This is a genomic window from Thioclava sp. F28-4 (assembly GCF_002020045.1).
Taxonomy (GTDB): domain Bacteria; phylum Pseudomonadota; class Alphaproteobacteria; order Rhodobacterales; family Rhodobacteraceae; genus Thioclava; species Thioclava sediminum.
On record NZ_MPZQ01000001.1, the window covers coordinates 197,495 to 223,135 of the forward strand.

Annotated in this window: 22 protein-coding genes; 16 read left to right on the forward strand and 6 right to left on the reverse strand. The window is 64.0% G+C overall.

Going from position 1 to position 25,641, the window contains the following annotated elements; genetic code table 11:
• The first annotated feature begins 4 nt into the window (after positions 1 to 4).
• From BMI87_RS00935 to BMI87_RS01000, 14 genes are all read left to right on the forward strand, one after another.
• Complete coding sequence (locus tag BMI87_RS00935; RefSeq protein ID WP_078519295.1) at positions 5 to 952, forward strand: sugar-binding transcriptional regulator; 948 nt, start codon at positions 5 to 7, stop codon at positions 950 to 952.
• A 137-nt stretch (positions 953 to 1,089) separates the two neighbouring features.
• Positions 1,090 to 2,409, forward strand: a complete 1,320-nt coding sequence (locus BMI87_RS00940) for a sugar ABC transporter substrate-binding protein (RefSeq protein ID WP_078519296.1) — start codon at positions 1,090 to 1,092, stop codon at positions 2,407 to 2,409.
• An 87-nt stretch (positions 2,410 to 2,496) separates the two neighbouring features.
• The gene (locus BMI87_RS00945; RefSeq protein WP_078519297.1) at positions 2,497 to 3,369 is read left to right on the forward strand and encodes a carbohydrate ABC transporter permease; all 873 of its coding nucleotides are present in this window, start codon (positions 2,497 to 2,499) and stop codon (positions 3,367 to 3,369) included.
• Between the two features lie 4 nt (positions 3,370 to 3,373).
• Positions 3,374 to 4,204 carry a carbohydrate ABC transporter permease gene (locus tag BMI87_RS00950; RefSeq protein WP_078519298.1) on the forward strand — a complete coding sequence of 277 codons (831 nt, stop codon included), beginning with the start codon at positions 3,374 to 3,376 and terminating at the stop codon, positions 4,202 to 4,204.
• Between the two features lie 12 nt (positions 4,205 to 4,216).
• Entirely contained in the window at positions 4,217 to 5,212 is a 996-nt protein-coding gene (locus tag BMI87_RS00955) for an ABC transporter ATP-binding protein (protein WP_078519299.1), read from the forward strand.
• Positions 5,209 to 5,973 carry an L-iditol 2-dehydrogenase gene (locus BMI87_RS00960; protein ID WP_078519300.1) on the forward strand — a complete coding sequence of 255 codons (765 nt, stop codon included), beginning with the start codon at positions 5,209 to 5,211 and terminating at the stop codon, positions 5,971 to 5,973. Before BMI87_RS00955 ends, BMI87_RS00960 begins: the two co-directional genes overlap by 4 nt.
• Before the next feature lies 1 nt (position 5,974).
• Positions 5,975 to 7,441 carry a mannitol dehydrogenase family protein gene (locus BMI87_RS00965; RefSeq protein WP_078519301.1) on the forward strand — a complete coding sequence of 489 codons (1,467 nt, stop codon included), beginning with the start codon at positions 5,975 to 5,977 and terminating at the stop codon, positions 7,439 to 7,441.
• Between the two features lie 127 nt (positions 7,442 to 7,568).
• Positions 7,569 to 8,714 carry an acyl-CoA dehydrogenase family protein gene (locus BMI87_RS00970; protein WP_078519302.1) on the forward strand — a complete coding sequence of 382 codons (1,146 nt, stop codon included), beginning with the start codon at positions 7,569 to 7,571 and terminating at the stop codon, positions 8,712 to 8,714.
• Positions 8,711 to 9,757 (forward strand): enoyl-CoA hydratase/isomerase family protein, encoded by a 1,047-nt coding sequence (locus BMI87_RS00975; RefSeq protein ID WP_078519303.1) that lies wholly within the window; start codon positions 8,711 to 8,713, stop codon positions 9,755 to 9,757. Before BMI87_RS00970 ends, BMI87_RS00975 begins: the two co-directional genes overlap by 4 nt.
• On the forward strand, positions 9,754 to 10,626 hold the full coding sequence (gene mmsB / locus BMI87_RS00980) for a 3-hydroxyisobutyrate dehydrogenase (protein ID WP_078519304.1): 873 nt from the start codon (positions 9,754 to 9,756) through the stop codon (positions 10,624 to 10,626). The genes BMI87_RS00975 and mmsB overlap by 4 nt, the downstream gene beginning before the upstream one ends.
• 101 nt (positions 10,627 to 10,727) lie before the next feature.
• Positions 10,728 to 10,925: a DUF2892 domain-containing protein gene (locus tag BMI87_RS00985; RefSeq protein ID WP_078519305.1), complete on the forward strand. Its 198-nt coding sequence runs from the start codon at positions 10,728 to 10,730 to the stop codon at positions 10,923 to 10,925.
• A 176-nt stretch (positions 10,926 to 11,101) separates the two neighbouring features.
• A complete protein-coding gene (locus tag BMI87_RS00990; RefSeq protein WP_078519306.1) occupies positions 11,102 to 11,527 on the forward strand; it encodes a hypothetical protein in 426 nt (141 codons plus the stop codon).
• 244 nt (positions 11,528 to 11,771) lie between these two features.
• Positions 11,772 to 12,119, forward strand: coding sequence for a hypothetical protein (locus BMI87_RS00995; protein ID WP_078519307.1), 348 nt, complete (start codon positions 11,772 to 11,774; stop codon positions 12,117 to 12,119).
• Positions 12,120 to 12,259: 140 nt separating this feature from the next.
• Positions 12,260 to 12,700, forward strand: a complete 441-nt coding sequence (locus tag BMI87_RS01000; RefSeq protein ID WP_078519308.1) for a hypothetical protein — start codon at positions 12,260 to 12,262, stop codon at positions 12,698 to 12,700.
• 36 nt (positions 12,701 to 12,736) lie between these two features.
• Here BMI87_RS01000 and uvrA read toward each other — a convergent pair whose 3' ends face one another.
• Positions 12,737 to 15,598 (reverse strand): excinuclease ABC subunit UvrA, encoded by a 2,862-nt coding sequence (gene uvrA / locus BMI87_RS01005; protein ID WP_078519309.1) that lies wholly within the window; start codon positions 15,596 to 15,598, stop codon positions 12,737 to 12,739.
• A gap of 288 nt (positions 15,599 to 15,886) precedes the next feature.
• Between uvrA and BMI87_RS01010 the strand changes: the two genes are divergently transcribed.
• Both BMI87_RS01010 and htpX read left to right on the forward strand, forming a co-directional pair.
• The gene (locus BMI87_RS01010) at positions 15,887 to 16,255 is read left to right on the forward strand and encodes a rhodanese-like domain-containing protein (protein ID WP_078519310.1); all 369 of its coding nucleotides are present in this window, start codon (positions 15,887 to 15,889) and stop codon (positions 16,253 to 16,255) included.
• A gap of 131 nt (positions 16,256 to 16,386) precedes the next feature.
• The gene (gene htpX, locus BMI87_RS01015) at positions 16,387 to 17,328 is read left to right on the forward strand and encodes a zinc metalloprotease HtpX (RefSeq protein WP_078519997.1); all 942 of its coding nucleotides are present in this window, start codon (positions 16,387 to 16,389) and stop codon (positions 17,326 to 17,328) included.
• A gap of 219 nt (positions 17,329 to 17,547) precedes the next feature.
• Here htpX and lpdA read toward each other — a convergent pair whose 3' ends face one another.
• The 5 genes from lpdA to BMI87_RS01040 all read right to left on the reverse strand — a co-directional run bounded on the left by lpdA (position 17,548) and on the right by BMI87_RS01040 (position 25,517).
• Positions 17,548 to 18,942 (reverse strand): dihydrolipoyl dehydrogenase, encoded by a 1,395-nt coding sequence (lpdA, locus tag BMI87_RS01020; RefSeq protein WP_078519311.1) that lies wholly within the window; start codon positions 18,940 to 18,942, stop codon positions 17,548 to 17,550.
• 36 nt (positions 18,943 to 18,978) lie between these two features.
• Entirely contained in the window at positions 18,979 to 19,563 is a 585-nt protein-coding gene (locus BMI87_RS01025; protein ID WP_078519312.1) for a DUF924 family protein, read from the reverse strand.
• Between the two features lie 86 nt (positions 19,564 to 19,649).
• Entirely contained in the window at positions 19,650 to 20,963 is a 1,314-nt protein-coding gene (locus BMI87_RS01030; RefSeq protein ID WP_078519313.1) for an MFS transporter, read from the reverse strand.
• A gap of 88 nt (positions 20,964 to 21,051) precedes the next feature.
• Entirely contained in the window at positions 21,052 to 22,113 is a 1,062-nt protein-coding gene (gene queA / locus BMI87_RS01035) for a tRNA preQ1(34) S-adenosylmethionine ribosyltransferase-isomerase QueA (RefSeq protein ID WP_078519314.1), read from the reverse strand.
• Between the two features lie 8 nt (positions 22,114 to 22,121).
• A complete protein-coding gene (locus BMI87_RS01040; RefSeq protein WP_146681478.1) occupies positions 22,122 to 25,517 on the reverse strand; it encodes an AsmA-like C-terminal region-containing protein in 3,396 nt (1,131 codons plus the stop codon).
• Positions 25,518 to 25,641 lie beyond the last annotated feature (124 nt).

Sequence of the window (25,641 nt, forward strand, 5' to 3'; positions counted from 1 at the left end):
CCGTATGAGTGACGCCGAAACCTCGCGCGATGACGAGGCGGCACGGGCCGGATGGCTCTATTATGTCGGCGGAATGACGCAGGACCAGATCGCCGCCGAGCTCGGCGTGTCGCGCCAGCGCGCGCAGCGGCTGGTGAGCCGCGCGGTCTCCGAGGGGCTGGTGCGAGTGCGCATCGAGCACAAGATCGGGGCCTGTCTGGAACTGGAAGCGGCGCTGATCCGGCGCTTCGGGCTGCAGACGGCACGCGTCGCGCCCTCGCTGGGCGAACGGGGCGATCCGTCCGCGGCCACCGCCGCCTTCGCTGCCACGCTTCTCGAACGGATTCTCGCCCGCTCGGAGCCGCAGGTGATCGCCTTCGGGACGGGTCGTTCGCTGTCGGCGATGGTGAACGAGGTGATGCAGCGCCCCGCGACCGCGCATAAGATCGTCTCGCTGATCGGCAATATCGCCCCGGACGGCTCGGCCTCGTTCTATGATGTCATCATGCGCATGGCCGACAAGCTGCGCCTGCCGCATTACCCGATGCTTGTGCCGGTGATCTCGGAGACGGTGGAAGAGCGCGCGATGTTCGACAAGCTCAAGCCGGTGCAGGCAGTGCAGCGGCTTGCGGCGGCGGCGGATGCGACCTTCGTGGGCGTCGGCCAACTGGGCGAGGACGCACCGGTGCACAAGGACGGCTTCGTCACCCTTGCCGAACTGGAGGAATTGCGCGCCGCAGGCGGCGTGGGCGAGCTCGTGGGCTCGTTCTACGATGCGCAGGGCAATTACATCGCCACCCCCACCACCGCACGGTTCGGCTCGTTCCGGATCGAGCCCAAGCGCGAGGCGCCGGTGATCGGCATCGCAGCCGGCCCATCGAAACTGGTCGCGATTCGTGCAGCTCTTGCAGGCGGGCTTCTTAACGGGCTCGTGACCGATGAGAAGACGGCCCAGGCCCTGTTGGAAGACTGACGCCGAAACAAGGCGTTACTGTCAGCGTTAACAATTAATCAAGACATCGCAGTAATTCTGGATTGACAGTTTAGGTCGTGTTTGTGAATATTTTCTCACAGTTTGGGCATATGCTCAAAACTCAAGGGAGGAAATCTATGACTTACACGATCCGGGCGCTCATGGGCGCCTGTGCTCTTGGCGCGCTTGCGACTGCCGCGGCCGCCGAGACCACCATCACCGTCGCGACCGTGAACAACGGCGACATGGTCCGCATGCAGGGCCTGATGGACGACTTCTACGCCGAGCATCCCGACATCAAAGTCGAATGGGTCACGCTGGAAGAGAACGTTCTGCGCCAGAAGGTCACCACCGACATCGCCACCAAGGGCGGTCAGTTCGACGTGCTGACCATCGGCACCTACGAGGTTCCGATCTGGGGCAAGCAGGGCTGGCTCGTGCCGCTCGACGGCATGCCCGACAGCTATGATGTGAACGACCTGCTGCCGCAGATCCGTTCGGGCCTGACGGTCGACGATCACCTCTATGCCGCGCCCTTCTATGGCGAGAGTTCCTTCGTGATGTATCGCAAGGACCTGATGGAAAAGGCCGGGATGGAAATGCCCGAGAAGCCGACTTGGTCCGACATCGAGAAAGCCGCCGCGGCGATGACCGACAAGGACAACGAAGTCTACGGCATCTGTCTGCGCGGCAAGGCCGGCTGGGGCGAGAACGCAGCTTTCCTGAGCGCGATGGACAACTCGATGGGCGGCCGCTGGTTCGACGAGAACTGGACCCCGCAATTCGACACCGCGCCGTGGAAAGAGACCCTGACGCGTTATCTCGACATGATGAACAAATACGGGCCTCCGGGCGCCTCGTCCAACGGGTTCAACGAGAACCTCGCGCTGTTCCAGCAGGGCAAGTGCGGCATGTGGATCGACGCGACCGTGGCGGCGTCCTTCGTGACCAACCCGCAGGACTCGACCGTGGCCGACAAGGTGGGCTTCGCGCTCGCGCCGAACAAGGAAGGCGTGGACAAGCGCGCGAACTGGCTCTGGGCCTGGTCGCTGGCGATCCCGGCGGGCACTCAGAAGGAAGAGGCTGCCAAGACCTTCATCGAATGGGCGACCTCCAAGCACTACACCGAGCTGGTTGCCGAGAAAGAAGGCTGGGCGAACGTGCCCCCGGGCACCCGCACCTCGCTGTATGAGAACCCGAAATATCTCGAAGCGGCACCCTTCGCGAAGCTGACGCTCGACTCGATCAACGCGGCTGACCCGAAGAACCCCTCGGTCCAGCCGGTCCCCTATACGGGCGTCCAGTTCGTCGCGATCCCCGAGTTCCAGGCGATCGGCACCGCTGTCGGTCAGCAGTTCTCGGCGGCTCTCGCAGGGCAAGTCTCGGCCGATCAAGCACTGCAAAGCGCACAAAGCCTGACCGAGCGTGAGATGAAGAAGGCCGGTTACATCAAGTAACCTGGCCCCTCCCTGGCCGGGGCGGTCATTTTGGGTCTGACCGCCCCGTGCCTCTTTTTGCAACTCCCGATAACCGGAGCCGGACCGATGTCCACGCAAGCCTCGCGCTCTGCCGCGCGCCTTATGATTTCGCCATCCGTCATCTTGCTGTTTCTTTGGATGGCAGTGCCATTGGGCATGACGATCTGGTTCTCGTTCCAGCGCTACAACCTGTTGATGCCCGGTCAGGGCGGCTTCGTTGGCTGGGACAATTACTATTACTTCCTGACCGATCCCGCCTTCTTCACCGCGTTGATCAATACGCTGGTACTGGTGGGGGGCGTGCTTCTGATCACCGTGTTCGGTGGCATCCTGCTGGCGCTGCTGCTCGATCAGCCGATCTTCGGCCAAGGCATCGTGCGAGTCCTCGTGATCGCGCCCTTCTTCGTGATGCCGACCGTGTCCGCGCTGGTCTGGAAGAACATGCTCTACAATCCGGTGAACGGCATTTTCGCCTATCTCGCCAAGGCGATAGGGCTGCAACCTTATGACTTTCTCGCCCATGCGCCGATGCTCTCGATCACCATTATCGTGGCATGGCAGTGGCTGCCGTTTGCGACGCTGATCCTGCTGACCGCGTTGCAATCGCTCGATTCCGAGCAGCTGGAGGCCGCCGAGATGGACGGCGCCGGTGCGCTGTCGCGGTTCTTCTACATCATGCTGCCGCACCTCGCGCGCGCCGCGACCGTCGTGATCCTCATTCAGACGATCTTCCTGCTGTCCACCTTCGCGGAAATCCTCGTGACCACGAATGGCGGCCCGGGCAACGCGTCCACCACTCTCACCTACCTCGTCTATGTCCAGTCGCTGCTGCAATTCGACGTGGGCGGAGGCGCAGCGGGCGGTGTGATCGCCGTGATCCTCGCAAATATCGTCGCGATCTTCCTGATGCGGATGATCGGCAAGAACCTGGAGGCGTAATCCAATGGCGCGCAAAATCTCCAACCGCCGCCGCGTGATCATGTCGGTGATCGCATGGGCGCTTGCCTTCGTGATCTTCTTCCCGATCCTCTGGACGATCATCCTGTCGTTCAAGACCGAGGGGAACGCGATCAAGGCGCCCTGGGACGTGCTGACCTCGTCCTGGACGTTTGACAGCTATCACGTCGTGCAGGAGCGCTCGAACTACTTCCGCCACTTCATGAACTCGGTGGTGATCTCGTTTGGCTCCACCCTGCTGGCGCTGGTCATCGCGATCCCCTCGGCCTGGGCCATGGCCTTCGTGCCGGGCAAGCGCACCAAGGACGTTCTGATGTGGATGCTGTCCACGAAGATGATGCCCGCGGTGGGCGTGCTCGTCCCGATCTACCTGATGTTCCGCGACTGGGGGCTTCTGGATACCCGGATCGGTCTGGTCATCGTGCTGTGCCTGATGAACCTGCCGATCGTGATCTGGATGCTCTTCACCTATTTCAAGGAAATCCCGAAGGACATCCTCGAAGCCGCGCGCATGGACGGGGCGACGCTGGGGGGTGAGATCCTCTACGTGCTCACCCCGATGGCCGTGCCCGGTATCGCCTCGACGCTTCTGCTGAACGTGATCCTCGCCTGGAACGAAGCGTTCTGGACCCTGAACCTGACTGCGGCGAAAGCCGCCCCCCTCACCGCTTTCATTGCCGCCTATTCCAGCCCCGAAGGGCTGTTCTACGCGAAACTCTCTGCCGCCTCGACGCTCGCTATCGCACCGATCCTGATCCTCGGCTGGTTCAGCCAGAAACAGCTGGTGCGTGGCCTGACCTTCGGCGCCGTGAAATAAGGAGCTAAACCCATGGGACAGATAACCCTCAAGGGCGTCCGCAAGGCCTTCGGCGATGTCGAGGTCATCCCCCCGCTCGATCTGGAAATCAACGATGGCGAGTTCGTCGTCTTCGTCGGCCCCTCGGGCTGCGGCAAATCCACCCTTCTTCGCCTGATTGCGGGCCTGGAAGATGTCTCCGGCGGTGAAATCGAGATCAACGGTCAACCGTCGGCCGAACTGCCCCCCGCCAAGCGCGGTCTGGCGATGGTGTTCCAAAGCTACGCGCTCTACCCGCATATGTCGGTGCGCAAGAACATCGCCTTCCCGCTGAAAATGGCGAAGCTCGATCAAGCGGCGGCGAAGGAGAAGGTCGACAATGCCGCGCGCATTCTCAACTTGACCGACTATCTCGACCGCCGTCCCGGCCAGCTTTCGGGCGGTCAGCGTCAGCGGGTCGCGATCGGCCGCGCCATCGTGCGTGAACCGGCGGCGTTCCTGTTCGACGAGCCGCTGTCGAACCTTGATGCGGCGCTGCGCGTGAACATGCGTCTTGAGATTTCCGAGCTGCACCAGAAGCTCAAGACCACGATGGTCTATGTGACGCACGATCAGGTCGAGGCAATGACCATGGCCGACAAGATCGTCGTGCTGCAGGCTGGCCGGATCGAACAGGTCGGCTCTCCGCTCGAGCTGTATCGCACGCCGCGCAACAAGTTCGTCGCGGGCTTCATCGGCTCGCCCAAGATGAACTTCATCGAAGGCGACGAGGCCGCGAAATACGGGGCCGACAGCATCGGCATCCGCCCCGAGCATATCGAGGTCTCCACCACGGAAGGCGCGTGGAAAGGCACCGTCGGCGTCTCCGAGCATCTGGGATCGGACACGTTCCTGCATGTGGAGACCGAGTATGGCCTGATCAACGTGCGCGGCGGTGGCGAGATCGGCCTGCATGCGGGCGACAAGGTCTACCTGACGCCTGATCTGAGCCAGCTTCATAAATTCGACGCGCAAGGGCAGGCAATCTGATGCGACTGAAAGGCAAACGCGCCCTGATCACCGGCGCCGCGCGCGGGATCGGCCGCGCCTTCGCGGAGAAATACATCGCGGAAGGGGCCGAGGTCGTGATCGGCGATATCGACATCGCGCGGGCCGAAGACACCGCAGCCGAGATCGGTGCTGTCGCTCTGAAGCTCGACGTGACCGACCCGGCCAGCATCGACGCCGCGATGGAGAAGATGCGCGCCTCGGGCGGGATCGACATCCTGATCAACAACGCAGCGATCTTCACGGCGGCCCCCCTCGTGGAGATCACCCACGAAGACTACGCCCGCGTCTTCAAGATCAATGTCGAAGGCACGCTGTTCATGATGCAGGCGGCGGCGAAAGAGATGATCGCGCAAGCCCGTGGCGGCAAGATCATCAACATGGCGTCTCAGGCCGGGCGGCGTGGCGAGGCTCTGGTGGCGGTCTATTGCGCCTCCAAGGCCGCGGTCATCAGCCTCACCCAATCGGCGGGGCTGAACCTGATCGAACACGGCATCAACGTGAACGCGATCGCACCCGGCGTGGTCGACGGAGAGCATTGGGACGGCGTCGATGCTTTCTTCGCGAAATACGAGAACAAACCCTTGGGCCAGAAGAAAAAAGAGGTGGGCGAAGCCGTCCCCTTTGGTCGCATGGGCACGGCTGCCGATCTGACCGGCATGGCCGTTTTCCTCGCCTCGGACGAGGCCGAATACATCGTCGCCCAGACCTACAATGTCGACGGCGGAAACTGGATGAGCTGATATGACACTTTCCAACGACACCCTCTCCGAGCTTCCCGCAGACGTGGCGCGCCCCGGTTACGACCGTGCGGCGCTCACCCCCGGCATCGTTCATATCGGCTGCGGCAATTTCCACCGGGCGCATCAGGCGGTCTATCTCGACGATCTGTTCAACCTGGGCGAAGGCCATGACTGGGCGCTCATGGGCGCGGGCGTGCGCGCGGGCGATGCGAAGATGCGCGAGGGGGTGCTGGCGCAAGACGGTCTGTATAGTGTGATCGAATTGGACCCGGCGGCAAAATCGGCGCGCGTGATCGGCTCGATGGTCGGTTTCGCCGAGGTCGCCTCGGGCAACGCCCCGCTGATCGCCGCGATGTCGCAGCCCAGCGTGCGGATCGTGTCGCTCACCGTGACCGAGGGCGGCTATTACATCGACCCCAAGACCGGGACGTTCAGCCCGACCCATCCCGACATTCAGGCCGATGCGGCCAATCCCGACGCCCCCGAGACCGCCTTCGGCGCGATCATTGCGGCGCTGAAAGCGCGCCGTGCCTCGGGTGTGCCGCCCTTCACCGTGATGTGCTGCGACAACGTCCCCCATAACGGCCATGTCACGCGCGATGCGGTTTGCGGGCTGGCGGAGCTGTCCGATCCGGAACTGAGCGCATGGATCAAGGCCAATGTCGCTTTCCCGAACTCGATGGTGGATCGGATCACCCCCGCAACCGGCCCGCGCGAACGCGCATTGGCCCAAAGCTTCGGGATCGAAGACGCCGCCCCCGTCACCTGCGAGCCCTTCCGCCAATGGGTCATGGAGGACAATTTCCCTGCAGGCCGTCCGGCGCTGGAGAAGGTCGGCGTGACCTTCACCGATGCGGTCGACCGGTTCGAGACGATGAAAATCCGCATTCTCAATGGCGGGCATGCGATCATCGCCTATGCCGCCGGTCTGCGCGACATCGAATACGCGCATGAGGCGATGGCCGACGATCAGATTCGCGCCTATCTCGACAAGATCGAGACGACCGAGATCCTGCCCATCGTGCCGCCGGTGCCGGAGACAGATCTCAATGATTACAAACAGCTGATCCTCGATCGCTTCTCGAACCCGGAAGTGGCCGACACGATCCGCCGCCTGTGCCTCGATGGTTCGAACCGGCAGCCGAAGTTCATCATCACTTCGATCAACGACTGCGTCGCACAAGGTCGCGATTGCACCGGGCTGATCCTCGAAAGCGCGCTGTGGTGCCGCTATTGCTACGGCACCAGCGAGACCGGGGCGGAGATCGCGCCGAACGATCCGAACTGGGATCACCTCGTCGCGCAGTCGAAGCTGGCGAAGGAACGTCCCGCCGCGTGGCTGGAAATGTCGGAAATCTACGGCGATCTGGCCGAGAATGCCGAGGTCGTGGCGAAATTCACAGCACTTCTGAACGACGTCTGGGCCCGCGGCTCGGAGTCTGTGATCGCGGATTATCTGGCGGGCTGACGGCCCGCCCCCTTCCCTCCATGCTCCCCCCTTGCAAAACTCTCGCAAGGATTCGAAATTAAACGGGTGTTCAATTCATCCGGTTGAGGTCGAGCCTTTGCCGAAAGTGAGCTCGGGGAGGAGTTTCATGGACTACGCGCTCAGCGAGGAACAGCAGGCCATTTTCGATATGGCTTACGCCTTCGGGCAAGACGAGATCGCCCCCCATGCCGAGGCGTGGGAAGAGGCGGGCACGATCCCGAAAGAGCTCTGGCCGAAAGTGGCCGAGCTGGGTCTGGGCGGCATTTACGTCTCCGAAGACTACGGCGGATCTGGCCTGTCGCGCCTCGATGCCACGCTCGTCTTCGAGGCGCTGGCGATGTCCTGCCCCGCTGTCGGCTCGTTCCTGTCGATCCACAACATGTGCGGCGGCATGATCGACAAGTTCGGCTCGGACGAGGACAAGGCGCGCTGGCTGCCCGATCTGGTCAGCATGAAGAAAGTCTTCTCCTACTGCCTGACCGAACCGGGCTCGGGCTCGGACGCGGCGGCTCTGCGCACCAAGGCCGAGCGTTCGAACGAGGGCTGGGTGCTCAACGGCACCAAGGCGTTCATCTCGGGCGGCGGCTATTCGGATGTCTATGTGACGATGGTCCGCACCGGCGATCCGGGGCCCAAGGGCATCTCCACCGTGGTCGTCGAGGACGGCGCGCAGGGGCTCAGCTTCGGCGGGTTGGAGCGCAAGATGGGCTGGAAAGCCCAGCCGACCGCGCAGGTGCAATTCGACGATTGCCACATTCCGGCGGAGAATCTGCTGGGCGAAGAGGGCAAAGGTTTCAGTTATGCGATGGCAGGCCTCGATGGCGGGCGTCTGAACATCGCGGCCTCCGCCCTGGGCGGCGCGCAGGCCGCGCTGACCAAGACGCTGGCCTATATGGGCGAGCGCAAGGCCTTCGGCAAATCGCTCGATCAGTTTCAGGCGCTGCAATTCCGCCTCGCCGAGATGGAGGTGAAACTGGAATCCGCGCGCACCTTCCTGCGTCAGGCCGCATGGAAGCTCGACAACAAGACCCATGATGCGACGAAGTTCTGCGCCATGGCTAAACTCTATGTGACGGATGCCTCATTCGATGTGGCAAACCAATGCCTGCAATTGCATGGTGGTTACGGCTATCTTGCCGATTACGGGATCGAGAAGCTCGTGCGCGACCTGCGCGTGCACCAGATCCTTGAAGGCACGAATGAAATCATGCGGCTGATCATCAGTCGCGCGATGCTGGCGGAGCGTGGATGACCGAAGAAACGATGATCGCAAGGAAAGAAGGTCGCGCCGGACGGCTGACCTTCAATCGACCCAAGGCGCTCAACGCGCTCGATCACGACATGGCCATGGCGATCGAGGCGGCGCTCGACGCGTGGCGCGACGACCCGGAGGTCGATCTTGTCATAATCGACGCGGTGGGTGATCGCGCCTTCTGCTCGGGCGGCGATATCGCCGCCGTCTATCGGGCCGGGATTGCGGGCGACTATGCGCCGGGGCGCGATTTCTGGCGCGACGAATACCGGATGAACGCCAAGATCGCGGAATATCCCAAACCCGTCGTCGCCTTCATGCAGGGCTTCGTGATGGGCGGCGGCGTCGGCGTCGGCGGCCATGCGAGCCACCGGGTCGTTGGCGAGAGCACGCAGGTGGCGATGCCCGAAAGCGGGATCGGGCTGATCCCGGACGTGGGGGGCACGCTGCTACTGGCGCGCGCGCCGGGCCATGTGGGCGAATATCTCGGCCTGACCGGGGCGCGGATGAACGCGACAGACGCGCTGTACGCGGGGTTCGCCGATATGTTCGTGCCCGAGGCCGATTGGGACGATCTGAAGACCCGGCTCATCGAGACCGGCAATATCGACATCCTACCCCATCCGCGCACCTCGCCCGAGCCCGGCAAGCTGGAGAGCCTGCGCCCCGAGATCGACCGGATTTTCTGGGCCGAGAACCTCGCTGCGATCGTCGCCAAGCTCGAGACCTCGGGCAGCGAGTTCGCCGAGAAGACCTACAAGACGGTGCTGCGCAATTCCGCGCTCTCGATGGAAGCGACGCTGCGCCTGATCCGCATGACCCGCGCCGAGAACACCATCCGCGCCGCCCTCACCCATGAGTTCCGCTTTACCTGGCGTGCGGCGGAGCTAGGTGATTTTCTCGAGGGCGTGCGGGCGCAGATCATCGACAAGGATCGCAATCCGCAATGGAAATACGCTCTGGATGCGCTGCCGGAAGAGGCGGTCGCGCAGATGCTGGAGCCGCTCGGCCCCGAATGGGCCATCTGGGAGGAGACACCATGAAAATCGCATTTATCGGGCTTGGAAACATGGGTGGGCCGATGGCGGCCAATCTGGTCGCCGCGGGTCACAAAGTGATCGGCTTCGACCTCACCGCCCCGCCGCCCGAGGGCGTGGGTCAGGCGACGACCGCAGCGGCGGCGGCGCAGGAGGCCGAGGTTGTCATCACCATGCTGCCCAATGGCCAGATCCTGCGCGACGTCGCCAAGGAAGTGATCCCGGCGATGCAGGAAGATGCGGTGCTGTGCGATTGCTCGACGGTCGACGTGGATAGCGCGAAAGCGGTCGCGGCGATGGCGGCGGAGCGCGGCCTCGGTTCGCTCGACGCGCCGGTCTCCGGCGGCGTGGGCGGTGCGACCAACGGCACGCTGACCTTCATGGTGGGCGGTGACGCGAAAAGCTTCGACATCGTGAAGCCGCTCTTCGACGTGATGGGCCAGAAAGCCGTGCATTGCGGTGAAGCGGGCGCAGGCCAGTCGGCCAAGATCTGCAACAACATGATCCTTGGCGTGACGATGATCGCGACCTGCGAAGCCTTCGCGCTGGCCGACAAGCTCGGCCTCGACCGTGAGAAGATGTTCGACGTGGTCTCGACCTCTTCGGGTCAGAGCTGGTCGATGAACACCTATTGCCCCGCGCCGGGCGTCGGGCCGCAATCGCCTGCCGACAACGACTACAAGCCGGGCTTCGCGGCCGAGCTGATGCTCAAGGACCTGCGGCTGAGCCAGCAGGCCGCCGAGAGCGCCGATGCCGACACGCCGATGGGCAAGCTCGCCTCCGCGCTCTACGCGGCTTTCGTGGAAGCCGAAGGCGGCAAGGGGCGCGATTTCTCGGCCATGCTGCCGCGCTTCGAGAAGCGCTCGCGCAGCTGAGCGGGGGCGCGTCACCGCGCCTCCCGCAGTTAATCCTTGCCGCTTGAGCTTGCGTAACAGTATCAAGATCAAAGGAAACTGCGCCACCGAAAGGGCTTTGCATGTTCAAGAACAATGTCGGCGGCATCGACCGCACTCTGCGCATCGTGATCGGGCTGGCCCTGATCATCGGCTTCTTCGTCACCCCGCCCGGCCCCTATCACTGGCTGTACTGGATCGGGTTGATCCCGCTTGCGACCGGGTTGCTGGGCACCTGCCCGCTTTATTCGATGCTGGGTGTCAATACCTGCAAGAAGTGACCCCTACGACCTAAGTTCGCCCTCGGGCGAGCCGGACCCCGCCGAAGGACCATGTGCCTTCGGCGGGGTCTTGCTTGTGAGAAGGTAAGGTACGTTTCCATCATGGAACGGCCCGGCAGGTATGGTCATTTATATCCCGAGACGCGCCTGAGGCGCTTATGGAAAGGAGAGGTCACATGAAACGCCTGACCCAGCTTACCCTCGCCGCCGCCCTCGGGGCGAGCCTTCTGCCCGGTGCGGCCCTTGCCGACGGGCATGGCCACGGCAAGTGGAAGAACGACCGCGGCCACGCGGAGCGCAATTACAAGGGCTGCCCGCCGGGGCTGGCCAAGAAGAACAATGGCTGTCGCCCGCCGGGCCTCGCCAAGAAGAGCTATCGCCATGACGACGAGCGCGATGACGCATGGCGGGACGCCGACCACCGCTGGCGTCGCGGCGACCGGATCATTGGTGACTACGTCCTGATCCGCGACCCGAATCGCTACGGGTTAAACGACAATCGGACCTACTGGCGTTCGAACGGATACGTCTATCAGGTCGACCGTCAGACCGGCGAAGTGCTCGCATTGATCGGACTCGCGCGTTCGATCCTCGGGAACTGACCGCGCAAACGCAGAAACGACGTTCAAAATGACGTTACGAAAAGTGAAGACCCGCGCGTGTTTGCGCGGGTCTTTCATATTTTCTGAAACCACCATTAGAATTTCTTTAAGCATTTTCAGCGCCCTAGCAAAACCGCCGGCACACAATCGCACACAAACGCGTGCATAGCGGTAATGCGGAATCTGCAATGGACCTTTTCGCCGCAATGCGGCATTTGGTCCACCAAGACGAAAGGAAACGCGCATGACTTATCTTCCCCGTATCGCGCTGATCGCGGTGATCGGTGCAGCCCTTACCCCGATGGCAGCTCTCGCAGATGGTCCGATGAGCGCCGCAGGTTCGAAACTCGCATCGAGCGTCTCGGTCGCGAACCAGGCAAATGCTGAAAAGCCCTCGGTTCGTAACGACCTTCTGTGGCAGGTTGGCCAGCAGATCACCGAGAGCCACGTTCGCCTCCGTCAGCCCGACGCATTCGGCCTGAAGGCTGACGCGACTTACTGGCGCTCGTTTGGCTACATCTACGAAGTCAGCCCCGAGAACGGCGAAGTGATCGCCCAGATCGGCAAAGCTTCGGACGTCGTCGGCTTCTGAGCCACAGTCCAGACGGAAAGTTACGAACGGGCGGAACCACTCCGCCCGTTTTTTCTTGTCCTCAAAAGCTTGGAGGACAGAAACATGCGTCGATTCTCAATTTCATTGCCCGATGGCATCTGCGTGGCTAGGCTTTCGTGATGAGGATCGTGACACGCCCGCTCGCCCTGATCGCGCTGTTCTGCGCCCTGCCCGCCCTCGCCTCCGCCGAAGGATCGGCGCAAGGGGTCCAAGTGATGCGTGGCGGCAAGATCGACATGGGCAATGCCACAGCCGAGACCAAGACCGCTGCAAAAGCCGCGCCGGAGTGCAAGACGCTCACGACGGGGGACACGTTCTGCAAGGTCGCCACGACCAACGGAACGGCGCGCTGGGTGCTGCAAGGCCAGATGGAGCCCGAGTTCAGCGTCGGCGACGACTTCCCGGTCTATCAGCACTCGATGATCCTGAACCTGCGCCGCTACGACCTGCCGATCGTGACGGGCGCCTGGCGCTACTACAGAGTACGCGGCGTGATCTACAAAGTGGGCGCGGAAGACCACAAGGTCATGGAAGTCATCGGGCGCACCGCGCAGCGCTGAGCCCGCGGTTACGGTCAAAGTCATCGGCGCGGCGGATCACTCCGCCGCGACCTTCACTCCCAGCATCTGCGCGAGGTAATGGCCGGTATGGCTGCGCGGGTTTTCGGCCACCTGCTCGGGGGTACCGACCGCCACGATCTCACCGCCGCCATCGCCGCCCTCGGGACCGATATCGATGATATGGTCGGCGGTCTTGATGACGTCGAGATTGTGCTCGATCACCACGACAGTGTTCCCCTGCTCCACGAGACTGTGCAGCACCTCTAGCAGTTTTCGAACATCTTCGAAGTGCAGACCGGTCGTCGGCTCGTCCAGAATGTACAAAGTGCGACCTGTGGCGCGTTTCGACAGTTCCTTGGACAGCTTCACCCGCTGAGCCTCGCCGCCCGAAAGGGTCGTCGCCTGCTGGCCGACCTTGATATAGCCAAGGCCCACCTCCATCAGCGCGTCCATCTTCTCGCGGATCGAAGGCACCGCCTTGAAGAACTCCTGCGCATCCTCGACCGTCATGTCGAGCACATCCGCGATGGACTTGCCCTTATACTGGATCTCGAGCGTCTCGCGGTTGTAGCGCTTGCCCTTGCAGGTCTCGCATTCGACATAGACGTCGGGCAGGAAGTGCATCTCGATCTTGATGACGCCATCGCCCTGACAGGCCTCGCAGCGCCCGCCCTTCACGTTGAAGGAGAAGCGCCCCGGCTTATAGCCACGCGCCTTCGCCTCCGGCAGACCGGCGAACCAGTCTCGGATCGGGGTGAAGGCCCCGGTATAGGTCGCCGGGTTCGAGCGCGGCGTGCGCCCGATCGGGCGCTGGTCGATGTCGATGACCTTGTCGAGATGCTCCAGACCCTTGATCGTGTCGCAGGGCGCGGGCGTCTGACGCGCGCCGTTGAGCCGCATCGAGGCGGTCTTGAACAGCGTCTCGATGGTGAGCGTGGACTTGCCCCCGCCCGAGACGCCGGTGACGCAGACGAACTTGCCCAGCGGGAACTCGGCCGTGACGTTCTTGAGGTTGTTGCCGGTCGCGCCCACCACCTTGAGCTTCTTCTTGTTGCCCTTGCGCCGTTCCGTCGGCACCGCGATCTCGCGCTTGCCGGACAGATATTGCCCCGTCAGCGAGGCCGCATCGGCGGCAATCTCGTCTGGCGTGCCGCGCGCGATGACCTGACCGCCATGGACGCCCGCGCCGGGGCCGATATCGAAGACGTAATCGGCATGGCGGATCGCATCCTCGTCATGCTCGACCACGATCACGGTATTGCCCTGATCGCGCAGGTTTTTCAGCGTCTGGAGCAGGCGGTCATTGTCGCGCTGGTGCAGACCGATCGAGGGCTCGTCGAGCACATAGAGCACGCCCGTCAGTCCCGAGCCGATCTGCGACGCCAGCCTGATCCGCTGGCTCTCGCCGCCCGACAGCGTTCCCGCCGCACGGCTCATCGTCAGATAATCGAGGCCCACATTCACGAGGAAGCCGAGACGTTCGCGGATTTCCTTGAGGATCGCCGTCGCGATCTCGTTCTTCTGGTTCGACAAGCTGCCCGGCACGGTGGCGACCCAGTCATGGGCCTCCTTGATCGACATCTCGACTACATGCCCCACATGCTTGTCGCCGATCTTCACTGCGAGCGCCTCGGGCCGTAGGCGATAGCCGCCGCAGGCATGGCAGGGGCGGTTGTTCTGATACCGCTCCATCTCTTCGCGCGACCAGGCGGAGTCGGTCTCGCGGTAGCGGCGCTCCATATTGGGGATGATCCCCTCGAAAGTGCGGCTGACCTCGTAGACGCGGCCGCCCTCGTCGAAGCGGAACTTGATCTCCTGATCGCCCGAGCCGCGCAGGAACAGCTCCTGCACATTCTCCGGCAGGTCCTTCCACGGCTTCTTCGGATCGAACCCGTAATGTTTCGACAGCGCCTCGATCGTCTGGGTGTAATAGGGCGACTTCGTCCGTGCCCATGGCGCCAGCGCCCCGCCCTGCACCGAGAGCGTCACATCGGGCACCATCAGGCGCTCGTCGAAGAACAGCTCGACGCCGAGGCCGTCACAGACCGGACAGGCCCCGAACGGCGCGTTGAACGAAAACAGGCGCGGTTCGATCTCGGGAATGGTGAAGCCCGAAACCGGACAGGCGAAGTTCTCCGAAAATGTCGTGCGTTCCGGCTCCCCCTCGCCTTCGCGGGGCGCGCTCTCGAAGATCGCGATACCGTCGGCGAGGTCGAGCGCGGTGCGGAAACTGTCCGCCAGCCGCGTCTCCATCCCCTCGCGCACGACGACACGGTCCACGACCACGTCGATGTTGTGGCGGAATTTCTTGTCGAGCGTCGGCGGTTCTTCCAGCTCGTAGAATTCGCCATTGACCTTCACGCGCTGGAAGCCCTGCTTGCGCAGCTCCATGAATTCCTTGCGGTATTCGCCTTTGCGGTCGCGCACGATCGGGGCGAGCAGATAGCCGCGCGTGCCCTCCTCCATCTGCATCACGATATCGACCATGTCCTGCACCTGCTGCGCCTCGATCGGCTCGCCGGTGGCAGGCGAATAGGGCGTGCCCGCGCGGGCGTAGAGCAGACGCAGGTAGTCGTAGATTTCAGTCACGGTGCCGACGGTGGAGCGCGGGTTCTTCGACGTGGTCTTCTGCTCGATCGAGATCGCGGGCGACAGGCCCGAGATGTGATCGACATCGGGTTTGCCCATCATGTCGAGGAACTGCCGCGCATAGGCGCTCAGACTTTCGACATAGCGGCGCTGCCCTTCGGCATAGATCGTATCGAACGCCAGCGAGGATTTCCCGGAGCCCGACAGCCCCGTGATCACCACGAACTGGTCGCGCGGAATATCGACATCCACGCCCTTGAGATTGTGCTCGCGCGCGCCGCGCACTTCGATGAACTTCAGTTCAGCCATCCACGCCCCCTTTATCACCAGCCCTAGATAGGTGTTTCCGTGCGAGTCTCCAATCCAAATCTGCGAACGAAATGTGAACTTTTGACTCTGCGCGGATGTCGCGCGCTTTCCGCGCGCCGCCTGCCCGCCTCGCAGCACGATCAAAATCGTGGCAGATCGGCATTAAATTCCATTTCTTGAATGTATTTTCGCTCCGTTCCGCGCTAATACTCTTGAAAGCCTCCCGGCATTTGCCACATGAGGCGGGAAACGGATCTTTCGGGTCCAGCGAACGCAAGAGGTATTGAGATGCTGAACTTCCTTCGTCCTTCCGGCGGTGGCCGCTTGGAAAAAATCTCGGCGAAAGACGCCGTGGCCAAGGCGAAAGCCGGCGAACTGACCGTCGTCGACGTGCGCGAGGGCATGGAAGTCAAAAGCTCGGGCAAGGCCAAGGGTGCGCTGCATATCCCGCTCGCGACGATCCGCATGAAGGCCGACCCGTCGAGCCCCGAGAAGCATCCCAAGCTGGACACGTCGAAGCCGGTCGCTCTGTATTGCGCCTCGGGCGCGCGTTCGGCAGGTGCGGCGCAGATGCTCGCCCAACTTGGCTACGAGCATGTCTATAACATCGGCGGTCTGGGCGACTGGCACGCGGGCGGTGGCGAAATCGAACGCTGATCGCGCGCTGCATCGCATGATTTTGAAGGGGTCCCGCCGGGGCCCCTTTTGTTTTGCGCGCCCCGCGGAATTGCGTGGGCGCGTCGCGTGCCTATATCGAGGCCGAGTGTTTTCGCGTGGAGATGATCACGATGGGATATGCCAAGACTGCGATGCTGATGGCGGCGATGACGGCGCTGTTCATGGGGTTGGGCTACCTGATGGGGGGCGCCACCGGCATGGTGATCGCGCTGATCTTCGCCGCCGGGATGAATGTCTATTCGTGGTGGAATTCGGACAAGATGGTCCTGCGGATGCATAACGCGCATCTGGTGGCGCCGGGCGACCGCGCGGGGCTGAATGCCCTTGTGGGCCAACTGGCGAAGAATGCCGACCTGCCGATGCCCGCCGTCTACCTGATCGACACGCCGCAGCCCAACGCGTTCGCCACCGGCCGCAACCCCGAGAATGCCGCCGTGGCGGTGACCGCCGGGCTGATGCAAAGCCTGTCGCGCGAAGAGCTGTCGGGCGTGATCGCCCACGAGCTAGCCCATATCAAGCACCGCGACACCGCGATCATGACGGTGACGGCGAGCTTCGCCGGTGCGATTTCGATGCTGGCGAATTTCGCGCTGTTCTTCGGCGGCTCGCGCGAGCGGATGGGGATCATGGGCACGCTGGCGATGATGTTCCTCGCCCCGATGGCGGCGGCGCTGGTGCAGATGGCGATCTCGCGCACCCGCGAATATGCGGCCGACAAGGAAGGCGCTGCTATCTGCGGCAATCCGCTCTGGCTGGCCTCGGCGCTGCAGCGGATCGAGGCGGGCGCGCGCCGGGTCGAGAATGTCGCCGCCGAGCGCAATCCCGCGACCGCGCATATGTTCATCATCAACCCGCTGAGCGGGCATGGCGCGGATAACCTGTTCGCCACCCACCCCTCGACCGAGAACCGCGTCGCCGCGCTGCGCCAGCTTGCGGGCGGTACGGGTGCGCGCCGGGAACGCGCGGCCCCTGCTCCGGCTACGGGCGATTGGAGCGGTGCGCGCTCCATGCCGAAGGTGCGGCGGAAGGGCAAGAACAGGCCTTGGTCATAACCGGCACGGGGCGACCAGCCCCGGGCCGCGCCCGAGCCTCCCCCCGGGAGGGCGCATTGGCGGTGTCAGCGCGGGCAGAGCCGACTTGCGGACTTGCGGGATAAACCGCCCGGCCACAGGCGACGCGCAGCGCCCACCCGAGGCTCGGGCGCGTCCCTTACCACGCAACGAAAAAGGCCGGGGTCTCCCCCGGCCTTTCCTATCTCTCGGCACATCCGATCAGAAGTGGATCGCGCGCCCGTAAGCGTCGAGCACCGACTCGTGCATCATCTCCGACAGGGTCGGGTGCGGGAAGACGGTGTTCATCAGGTCTTCCTCGGTGGTCTCGAGCTGACGCCCCACGACATAGCCCTGGATCAGCTCGGTCACTTCCGCGCCGACCATATGCGCGCCCAGCAATTCGCCGGTCTTCGCGTCGAACACGGTCTTCACCAGACCTTCGCTCTCGCCCAAGGCAATCGCCTTGCCGTTGCCGATGAAGGGGAAGCGGCCGACCTTGATGTCGTAGCCCGCCTCTTTCGCCTTCGCTTCGGTCATGCCGACCGAGGCGACCTGCGGCTGGCAATAGGTGCAGCCCGCGATCGAGCCCGGCTTGACCGGATGGGCGTGCTTGCCCGCGATCAACTCGGCGACCATCACGCCCTCATGGCTTGCCTTGTGCGCGAGCCACGGCGCGCCTGCGATATCGCCGATGGCATAGAGCCCGTCGACGCCGGTGCGGCAGTATTCGTCGGTCACGACATGGGTGCGGTCGACTTTAACGCCCGCCTCTTCAAGGCCCAGATCCTCGACATTGCCGACGATGCCGACCGCAGAGATCACGGTGTCGACCTCCAGCGTCTCGGTCTTGCCACCCTTGTCGAGCGTCGCGATGACCTTGTCGGCCTTGCGGTCGAGCTTGGTCACGGTGGTCTTCTCGCGGATCGTCATGCCCTGCTTCTCGAACTGCTTCTTGGCGAATTTCGAGATTTCCTCGTCCTCGACGGGCAGCACGCGATCCATCACCTCGACGACGGTCGTCTCGGCGCCCAGCGTATTGAAGAAGCTGGCGAATTCGATGCCGATCGCGCCGGAGCCGATGACCAGCAGTTTCTTCGGCTCATGCGGCGGGTTGAGCGCGTGCTTGTAGGACCAGACGCGCTTGCCGTCGGCCTCGAGCCCCGGCAGGTTGCGCGCCCGCGCGCCGGTGGCCAGCACGATGTTCTTGGCGGTCAACTCTTCGGTGCCCTTGTCGGTCTTGACCGAAACCTTGCCCTTGCCGGCCAGTTTCGCCGTGCCCATCACGACATCGACCTTGTTCTTCTTCAGCAGATGGCCGACGCCGGAGGCGAGCTGCTGCGCCACCCCGCGCGAGCGTTTCACCACCGCGTCGAGGTCATAGCCGAACTTCTCGGCGCTGAGACCGAAATCCTTCGCGCGCTCCATCAGGTGGAACACCTCGGCCGAGCGCAGCAGCGCCTTCGTGGGGATACAGCCCCAGTTCAGGCAGATGCCGCCCAGATGCTCGCGCTCAACGATCGCGACCTTGAGGCCCAGCTGTGCGCCTCGAATGGCGCTGACATAGCCCCCCGGCCCTGCCCCGATCACAATCATGTCGTAGCTTTTCGATGCCATGTCTTCCCTCCGGTCAGAAACTGGTTTGGCATTAAACTATTTTACGGACAGCTTCAACTCATCCGCATCCGCAAGCGCTTTGCGGTAGCCGCCCTGTTCCATAAATGCCTGTTCCTCGGGCGTCGTTTCGCGATCTAGCGCGGAATTGCGCCAAGGGAAGCGCCCGAACCGTTCGATCACTGAACGATGTGCGCGCGCATGGCGCAGGTTATCCTCCGAGCGCCAGCGCTCGGCGAACAGAGAGAACGCCCGGTCCTGATCGGCAAGTTCCTCGGAATGCATGAAAGGCAGATAGAAGAATTGCTGCAGCGGCGGGCCGATCTGCAGGTCGAACCCTTCGGCGATCGCGCGATCGGCATGGCGGCGCGCCATCGGATCGGTCTGAAAGGCGCGCGGGTCCTCGCGGAACATGTTGCGCGGGAACTGGTCGAGCAGCAGCAAAAGCGCGAGCGCGCCCTCCGCGTTACGCTCCCATTCGCTCAGCGCACCTTGCGAACCCACCTGCCAGAGCGGCGCATAGCGGCGCCGGATCGCGGCGTCGATCTGCTCGCTCGACTGATACCAGTATTTCTCGCCGACCTCGATACGCCAGAAGCGTATAATCTCGTTAATGCGATCCATGGTGACGGCCCTCCCCTGCCGTGCCTGCCCCGCCTGATCTTCAGATCATGGTAGGGCAAGCGCAGGGGCAGGCAAAGGGCCTTGCGTCAGCCGGTGGTCTCGGTGCGCTTGTCGGCCTCGGACGGCTCGTCCGCATCTGCCTCGGCTTCGGCCTCCGCTTCCGCTTCCGCTTCTTCCTGAGCGACTTCGAGACGGGCCTCGACCGCGACCGCCGTCGCCGTCGGCGAGAGCAGCGTGTAGGAGCCGGTCTCGTCCGCCGAAGGCGCTTCGCGGCGCGTCATCCGCCATGCCGCATAGCCCGCGATCCCGGCACAAAGCACCCCGATATAGAGGAAGAACCCGCCCGGTCCCATGACGCTCATGAGCCAACCGGTCACCAGCGGCCCCGCCACCGCACCAAGCCCGTTGATGAACATCAGCCCCGCCGAAGCGGACGCCATATCGGAATAATCGAGATAGTCGTTCGTGTAGGCGATCAGCAGCGAATAGAGCGGGTTGGCCACACCGCCGATCAGCGCCGCCCCGATCAGCAGCACCCAGAAGGGCGGGTTCGTCGCGAAGATCGCGAAGGTCACCACCGCACCTACCAGCGCCGCGCCCATGATCACGCGGCGCCGATCCATCCGGTCCGAAGCCCATCCGATCGGAAATTGCAAGAAGAGGCCGCCCACGTAGATCGCCGCCACGAAGGCCGAGATCTGCTTCACGTTGAGCCCTTCGGCGGTGCCCCAGACCGAGGCCATGCCGAACATCGCCGAGATGATGCCGCCCAGCAGGAAGATCCCCACCATGCCCAGCGGCGAGGCTTCCCAGAGCCGCCTGAAGGTCATGCGCTGGATCGTCTCGAAGCTGGGAGCGGGCGAGGCCGCGAGCAGGATCGGAGTGAAGGACAGCGACACCAGCACCGAGGGGATCACGAAGAGGAGATAGCCCGCCGGATCGCCCACGTTCAGCAGCGCCTGCGCCGTGACGATGCCGAACATCTGCATGATCATGTAGAGCGACAGCGCCTGCCCGCGCGTCTCGTTGGTCGAGCCCGCGTTCAGCCAGCTTTCCGCCGTGATATACACGCCCGAGAAGGAAAAGCCGATCAGCACGCGCAGCGCCACCCAGGAGGGCCAGTTCGGGAAGGCGGCATAAAGGACGAGGATCGCCGAGATCAGCGAGCCGAGCGCCGCGAAGACCCGCACGTGACCGACGCGCGCGATCATCTCCGGCACCATGCGCGACCCGAACAGGAAGCCCGCGAAATAGGCCGACATGACGAGCGACATATAGAAAGTGTCGATACCCTCGATCTTGCCGCGGATACCAAGCAGCGTGCCCTGCATCCCGTTGCCGACCATCAAGAGCATGATGCCCAGCAAAAGCGGCCATGTCTGGCGCAGCACTAACAACATGTCTTGGACTCCCGGGGACTGATTTGGATTGCGTCGTGTCGCGGCATCTAGTCCGCAGCGAAGACATTTCCAAGCCCTGAAAGCGACTCTACGGAATTAGAAGCGACGCATCGCCGTAAGAGAAGAAACGATAGCCCGTCTTAACCGCATGATCGTAAATTTCGCGTATACGGTCCTGGCCCATCAAAGCCGAGACCAGCATCAGCAGCGTCGATTTCGGCAGGTGGAAATTCGTCATCAGCGCATCGGTGATGCGAAACTCGAAGCCGGGATAGATGAAGATGTCGGTGGCGTCGCGGAAAGGCACGATATGGCCTTTCGCGCCACCCTCGGCGCGCGCGGCGCTCTCGATCAGGCGCAGCGCGGTGGTGCCGACCGGAATGACGCGGCCGCCCGCCTGTTTGGTCGCGTTGATCTCGGCTGCCGCCTGCTCGCTGACCTCGCCCCATTCGGCATGCATCTTGTGGGTGGTGACGTCCTCGACCTTCACCGGCAGGAAGGTGCCCGCGCCGACATGGAGCGTGACTTCGGTGAACTCCACGCCCTTGGCGGCCAGCGCCTCCAGCAGCTCGCGGGTGAAATGCAGGCTGGCCGTGGGCGCCGCGACCGCACCGGAATGGCGCGCGAAGACGGTCTGGTAGTCGCGCTTGTCCTCGTCATCGGGCGCGCGCAGCGCCGCGATATAGGGCGGCAGCGGCATCGCGCCCGCCTCGGCCAGCGCCGCGTCGAAATCCTCGCCCGACAGGTTGAAACTGAGCCGCAGCTGGCCGTTCTCGATCGCCTCGACCCTGGCCGAGAGCGCGTCGGAGAAGACGATCTCCTCGCTTTCCTTCACCTTGCGCAAAGGCTTGGCCAGCGCCGACCATTCGCCGCCCGGTGCGGGTTCCAGAAGCGTCACCTCGACCTTCGCGACCACCTCGCCCTGCGCGCTTTGCCGGGTCCGGGTGCCCGCCAGCCGCGCCGGGATCACCTTGGTGTTGTTGAGCACCAGCCGGTCGCCGGGGCGGAAGATGTCGATCAGATCGCGCACATGGCGGTCGTGGATCGCATCGCCCTCGGCCAGCAGCAGCCGCGCCGCATCGCGCGGGCGCGCAGGTCGCGTCGCAATCAGCCCCTCGGGGAGCTCGAAATCGAAATCGTCTAGCTTCATCGTCAGCCTTATTCGCTCAGCACCTTGGGCGGCCCCGCCCGGAACAACTCGCGCAGACCGCCCGGCGCGAGCACCGAGAGCGGATTGATCGAGACCTTCGGCGCATCGGAGCTTCCGCGCAGCGAGTAGTTGAACCCGAAAAGCCCCTCGCCTTGCTTGGAGATGACCTGACCGATCCCGTTCACGAGATAGAAAGGCGAGATCACGCCCTTCATGTTCAGTGTCTTCGATTGCGGGTAATAGTTGCCCGTCATCGTCACCCCCATAGAGGCCCCCACGGCGGCGCCCCGTGTGACACTCACCCCGTTGGGCGTCAAGCGGAAGGCGCCGTCGACCGAGCTGAACAGGATGCCATCGCCGCTGAGCTGCTCCAGCAGCCCCACGCCCGAGGCCGCGGACAGCAGCGAGGCCAGAACCGGCGCGTCCTTCACCCGCAGGTTTGCGACCGTGAGCTTGCCGTCATAGCTTTTCTGCCCAAGCGGCGTCAGCACCAGCGCGCCCTGCCCGCCGCGGGCCTTGGTGAAGATCCCGGTCGCCGCCAGCGCGCGGCCTGCGTCGCGGGTTTGCGCGCGCACCGCGACGCGCCCGCCCGCAGCCGGGATCACCGTGCCGTCGATCGGCGCGCTGCCGTTCAACTGCCCCTGGAACCGGCCCGAGAGACCGCCCCGCGTGTTGAAATCGCCCCGGAAGCCCGTCAGCGCGATGCCATCCGTGATCTGCACCCGGTCGAGGGCCGCGCTGATCGCCGTGCCGGCACCGCCCGCGCTAGCACCCGCACCACCGCCCAAATCCGCCTTGGCGAGGTCCAGCCTGCCCGAGGTGACATTCACTTTCGGCGGGCGCGCCTTGCCCTGACCGATCAGATCGACGCTGCCGGTGAACCAGTTGCCGACGCTCAGGCTCGAGAACCGCGCCCGGTTCAGCCCGCCGCCCTTGTTCAAGGTGATGTCGCCCTGCGTCTTCAGCCCCGCAGCACTCAGCGACAGGCTGTCGACCTGCGGCGGCGCGCCGAGCGTGCCGGACATTTTCAGATCGCCCGCACTGCCCGGCGCTTTGCTCCAGCCGATTTCCGGGATCGACAGGCGGATCCCCTGCAACGCGCTCGCGAAAGTGAACCGCGTCGGTTGATCCTTGCGCAGCTCGAGCGCGATACGGCCCTTACCCGAACCGCGCACCATGCCGTTGGGCAGCGCAATCCCCAGCCGGTCGAGCCCATCGGGGCTGACATCGACCGTGCCCGCGACCTCCGAGCGCCCCTTGTTCTCCGGCCCGAATTTCTGCGTCCAGGCGGCATCGAACCCGACACCGGACAGAGTGCCCTTGCCCGAGATCGTCATCCCTTGGGGATCGGCCTTCAGCGTCAACAAATCGGACCGCAGCGGCCGGTCGGGCACCAGCGTGTCGCTCTTTACTTCGGTCAGCCGGGCGGTCACGTCGAAATCGATCTCGTCCTGCGGCACATTGGGCTTCAGCGGCAAGCGGATCACCGAGCGCGCCTCGGCCCAGCCCTGCGCCACATCGGTGCTCATGCCCGCCTTGCTTAGGAATTCGAACGGCGGCTGGTCGAGGAGCGACAGAGCCGCCGGGATCGGCGAGCGCGTCATCAGCGTGACCTTCGCCGGGGCGGGCTTGATACGGATATCGGGGACGATGAGTGACGAACCCGTCACCTCGATCCGCCCGCCCGACGGCGCGGTCACATGCCCCTCCTCGACCTTGAGCGCCTGTCGCGTGTCGATGATCGTCGCGAAACCTCGGCCCTGCTGCACGGGCGGCAGCGTTTTGATGATCCGCACATCCGCGCCCCGGAACTCGTAGCCGAGCGCCAGTTTCGGCTGCGCGCCCGGCACGAGCCGCAGCGCCACGCGGGCATTGCGCAGCTGGCCCGTGGTCACGTTCTTCTCGAGCCATTCGCGGGTCTTCGGCACCACCGCGGGCGGCCAGAGCGCGAGCAGCTTGGTCTGGTCGATCTGGTCGATCCCGGCATCGAGCGCGACTTTCCAGCCGTCCTTCTCGGCACTGACCTTGCCGCGCGCCGAGATCGTCGTGTCGCCCTGGTCGTTGAGTTCCAGCTGGCCGATATCGATACGGAACGGATCTAGGTTCAGCCGGAAATCGACCGCACCTTGCGCGAATTGAACCGGGCTCTCGAACAGACCTGCCGGATCGAGCTGGAGATCGGAAATCGCGATCTGGCCGACGATCTTCTGCGGCACGCCGCCTTCGAGATCGCGCAGATAGGTGTGTCCCGCCGCCTTCAGGCGCAGCGCCCGGCTATTGAGCGAAAGCGTCGAGACCTCGACGCGCTGCCGTTTCGGATCGTAGTTGAGATAGAGCTTGCCGTTCTCGATCGGGATCGGGTTCACGCCCTCGTTGGGCCGGATCGCGCCGCGCCCGATTTCGAGCATCGCGTTCATCCCGGTCAGTTCGCCCTTGTCGTTGAGCCCCGAGCGCAGCGCCCCCGAGATCGGCGCATCGAGCACGCCGAGCGCCGCGAGCGCCGGGGCCTGAACCGCCAGATCGCGCGCCGGAAGCGCAGTCACCGCGGCCCCGAAACTGGCTTCGCGGCTGGCTTTCTGCGTGGTCATCGACAGCGCGACCTGCGCCGGTTTCGTCTGCCCGCTGCCCAGATCGAACCCCAGCGCGACCGAGATTTCACTGTCGCTTTGAGTCAGCTTGAAGCGGCCATCGGTGACCTTCCAGAGCCGGTCGAGCCGCTCGTCCATCAGCCGGATTTGCAGGTCTTCCGCGCTGATCTGCTGCAGCCGGGACAGCGCCGGAACCTCAAGAGTTTTTTCAAAGGTCTCAATGAGATCGGAAGCGTTGTTCAAGTCGATATTGGCGAAGCGATTGCCGCCACCGAAATCGAGATCCAGATTACCGTCGGGCAGACGATGCAGCGACAGGCTCGCCCCGCGCAACCGAAACGAGCGCGGCTCCACCCGCCCGCGCAGCAAAGGCTCCGCCCAGAGCGTCATGCGCAATTCCGGCAGGACCGCGATCGGCAGACCCGAGGGCCGCTCCAACCGCACTGTGTTCAGCCGGATCCGGGGGCGGATGCCATCGTCGATGTAAAGGTCGATCCCGCCGGACAGCCGGACCCGCATCTGGCCCTGCAAGGCGTCATTGGCGCGGGTCTCGATGCGCGCGACGATCCATTGCGGCACGGCGACCGCGCGATGCGTGATGACGAGAAAGGCGCCGGCAGCCACGACCCCGAGAAACAGGAAGCTGAGAACGAGGAGCAGACCGGTGCGGGCACGGCGACCGCGGCTCACCGGAGTCGCTGCCCCGGGCTGGGTCTCGGCTTCGGGTTTGGGCGTCTCGGCATCGTTCAACGACGCATCGCCCGCCCTTTCGGGCGCGCCGGACGTTTCGCGACTATCGGGACGCTGTCTCTCCATACCGTTCGTCTTGCGCCCGTTGGATCGGGGCTTTTTCTCCCTCGGCGGCGGCGCGTGCCGACCCCGTCTCTTATGCCGGGCCCACCGCGCGCGGTCTTGCCCGGGTCTCCTGCCTCGTGGTTAA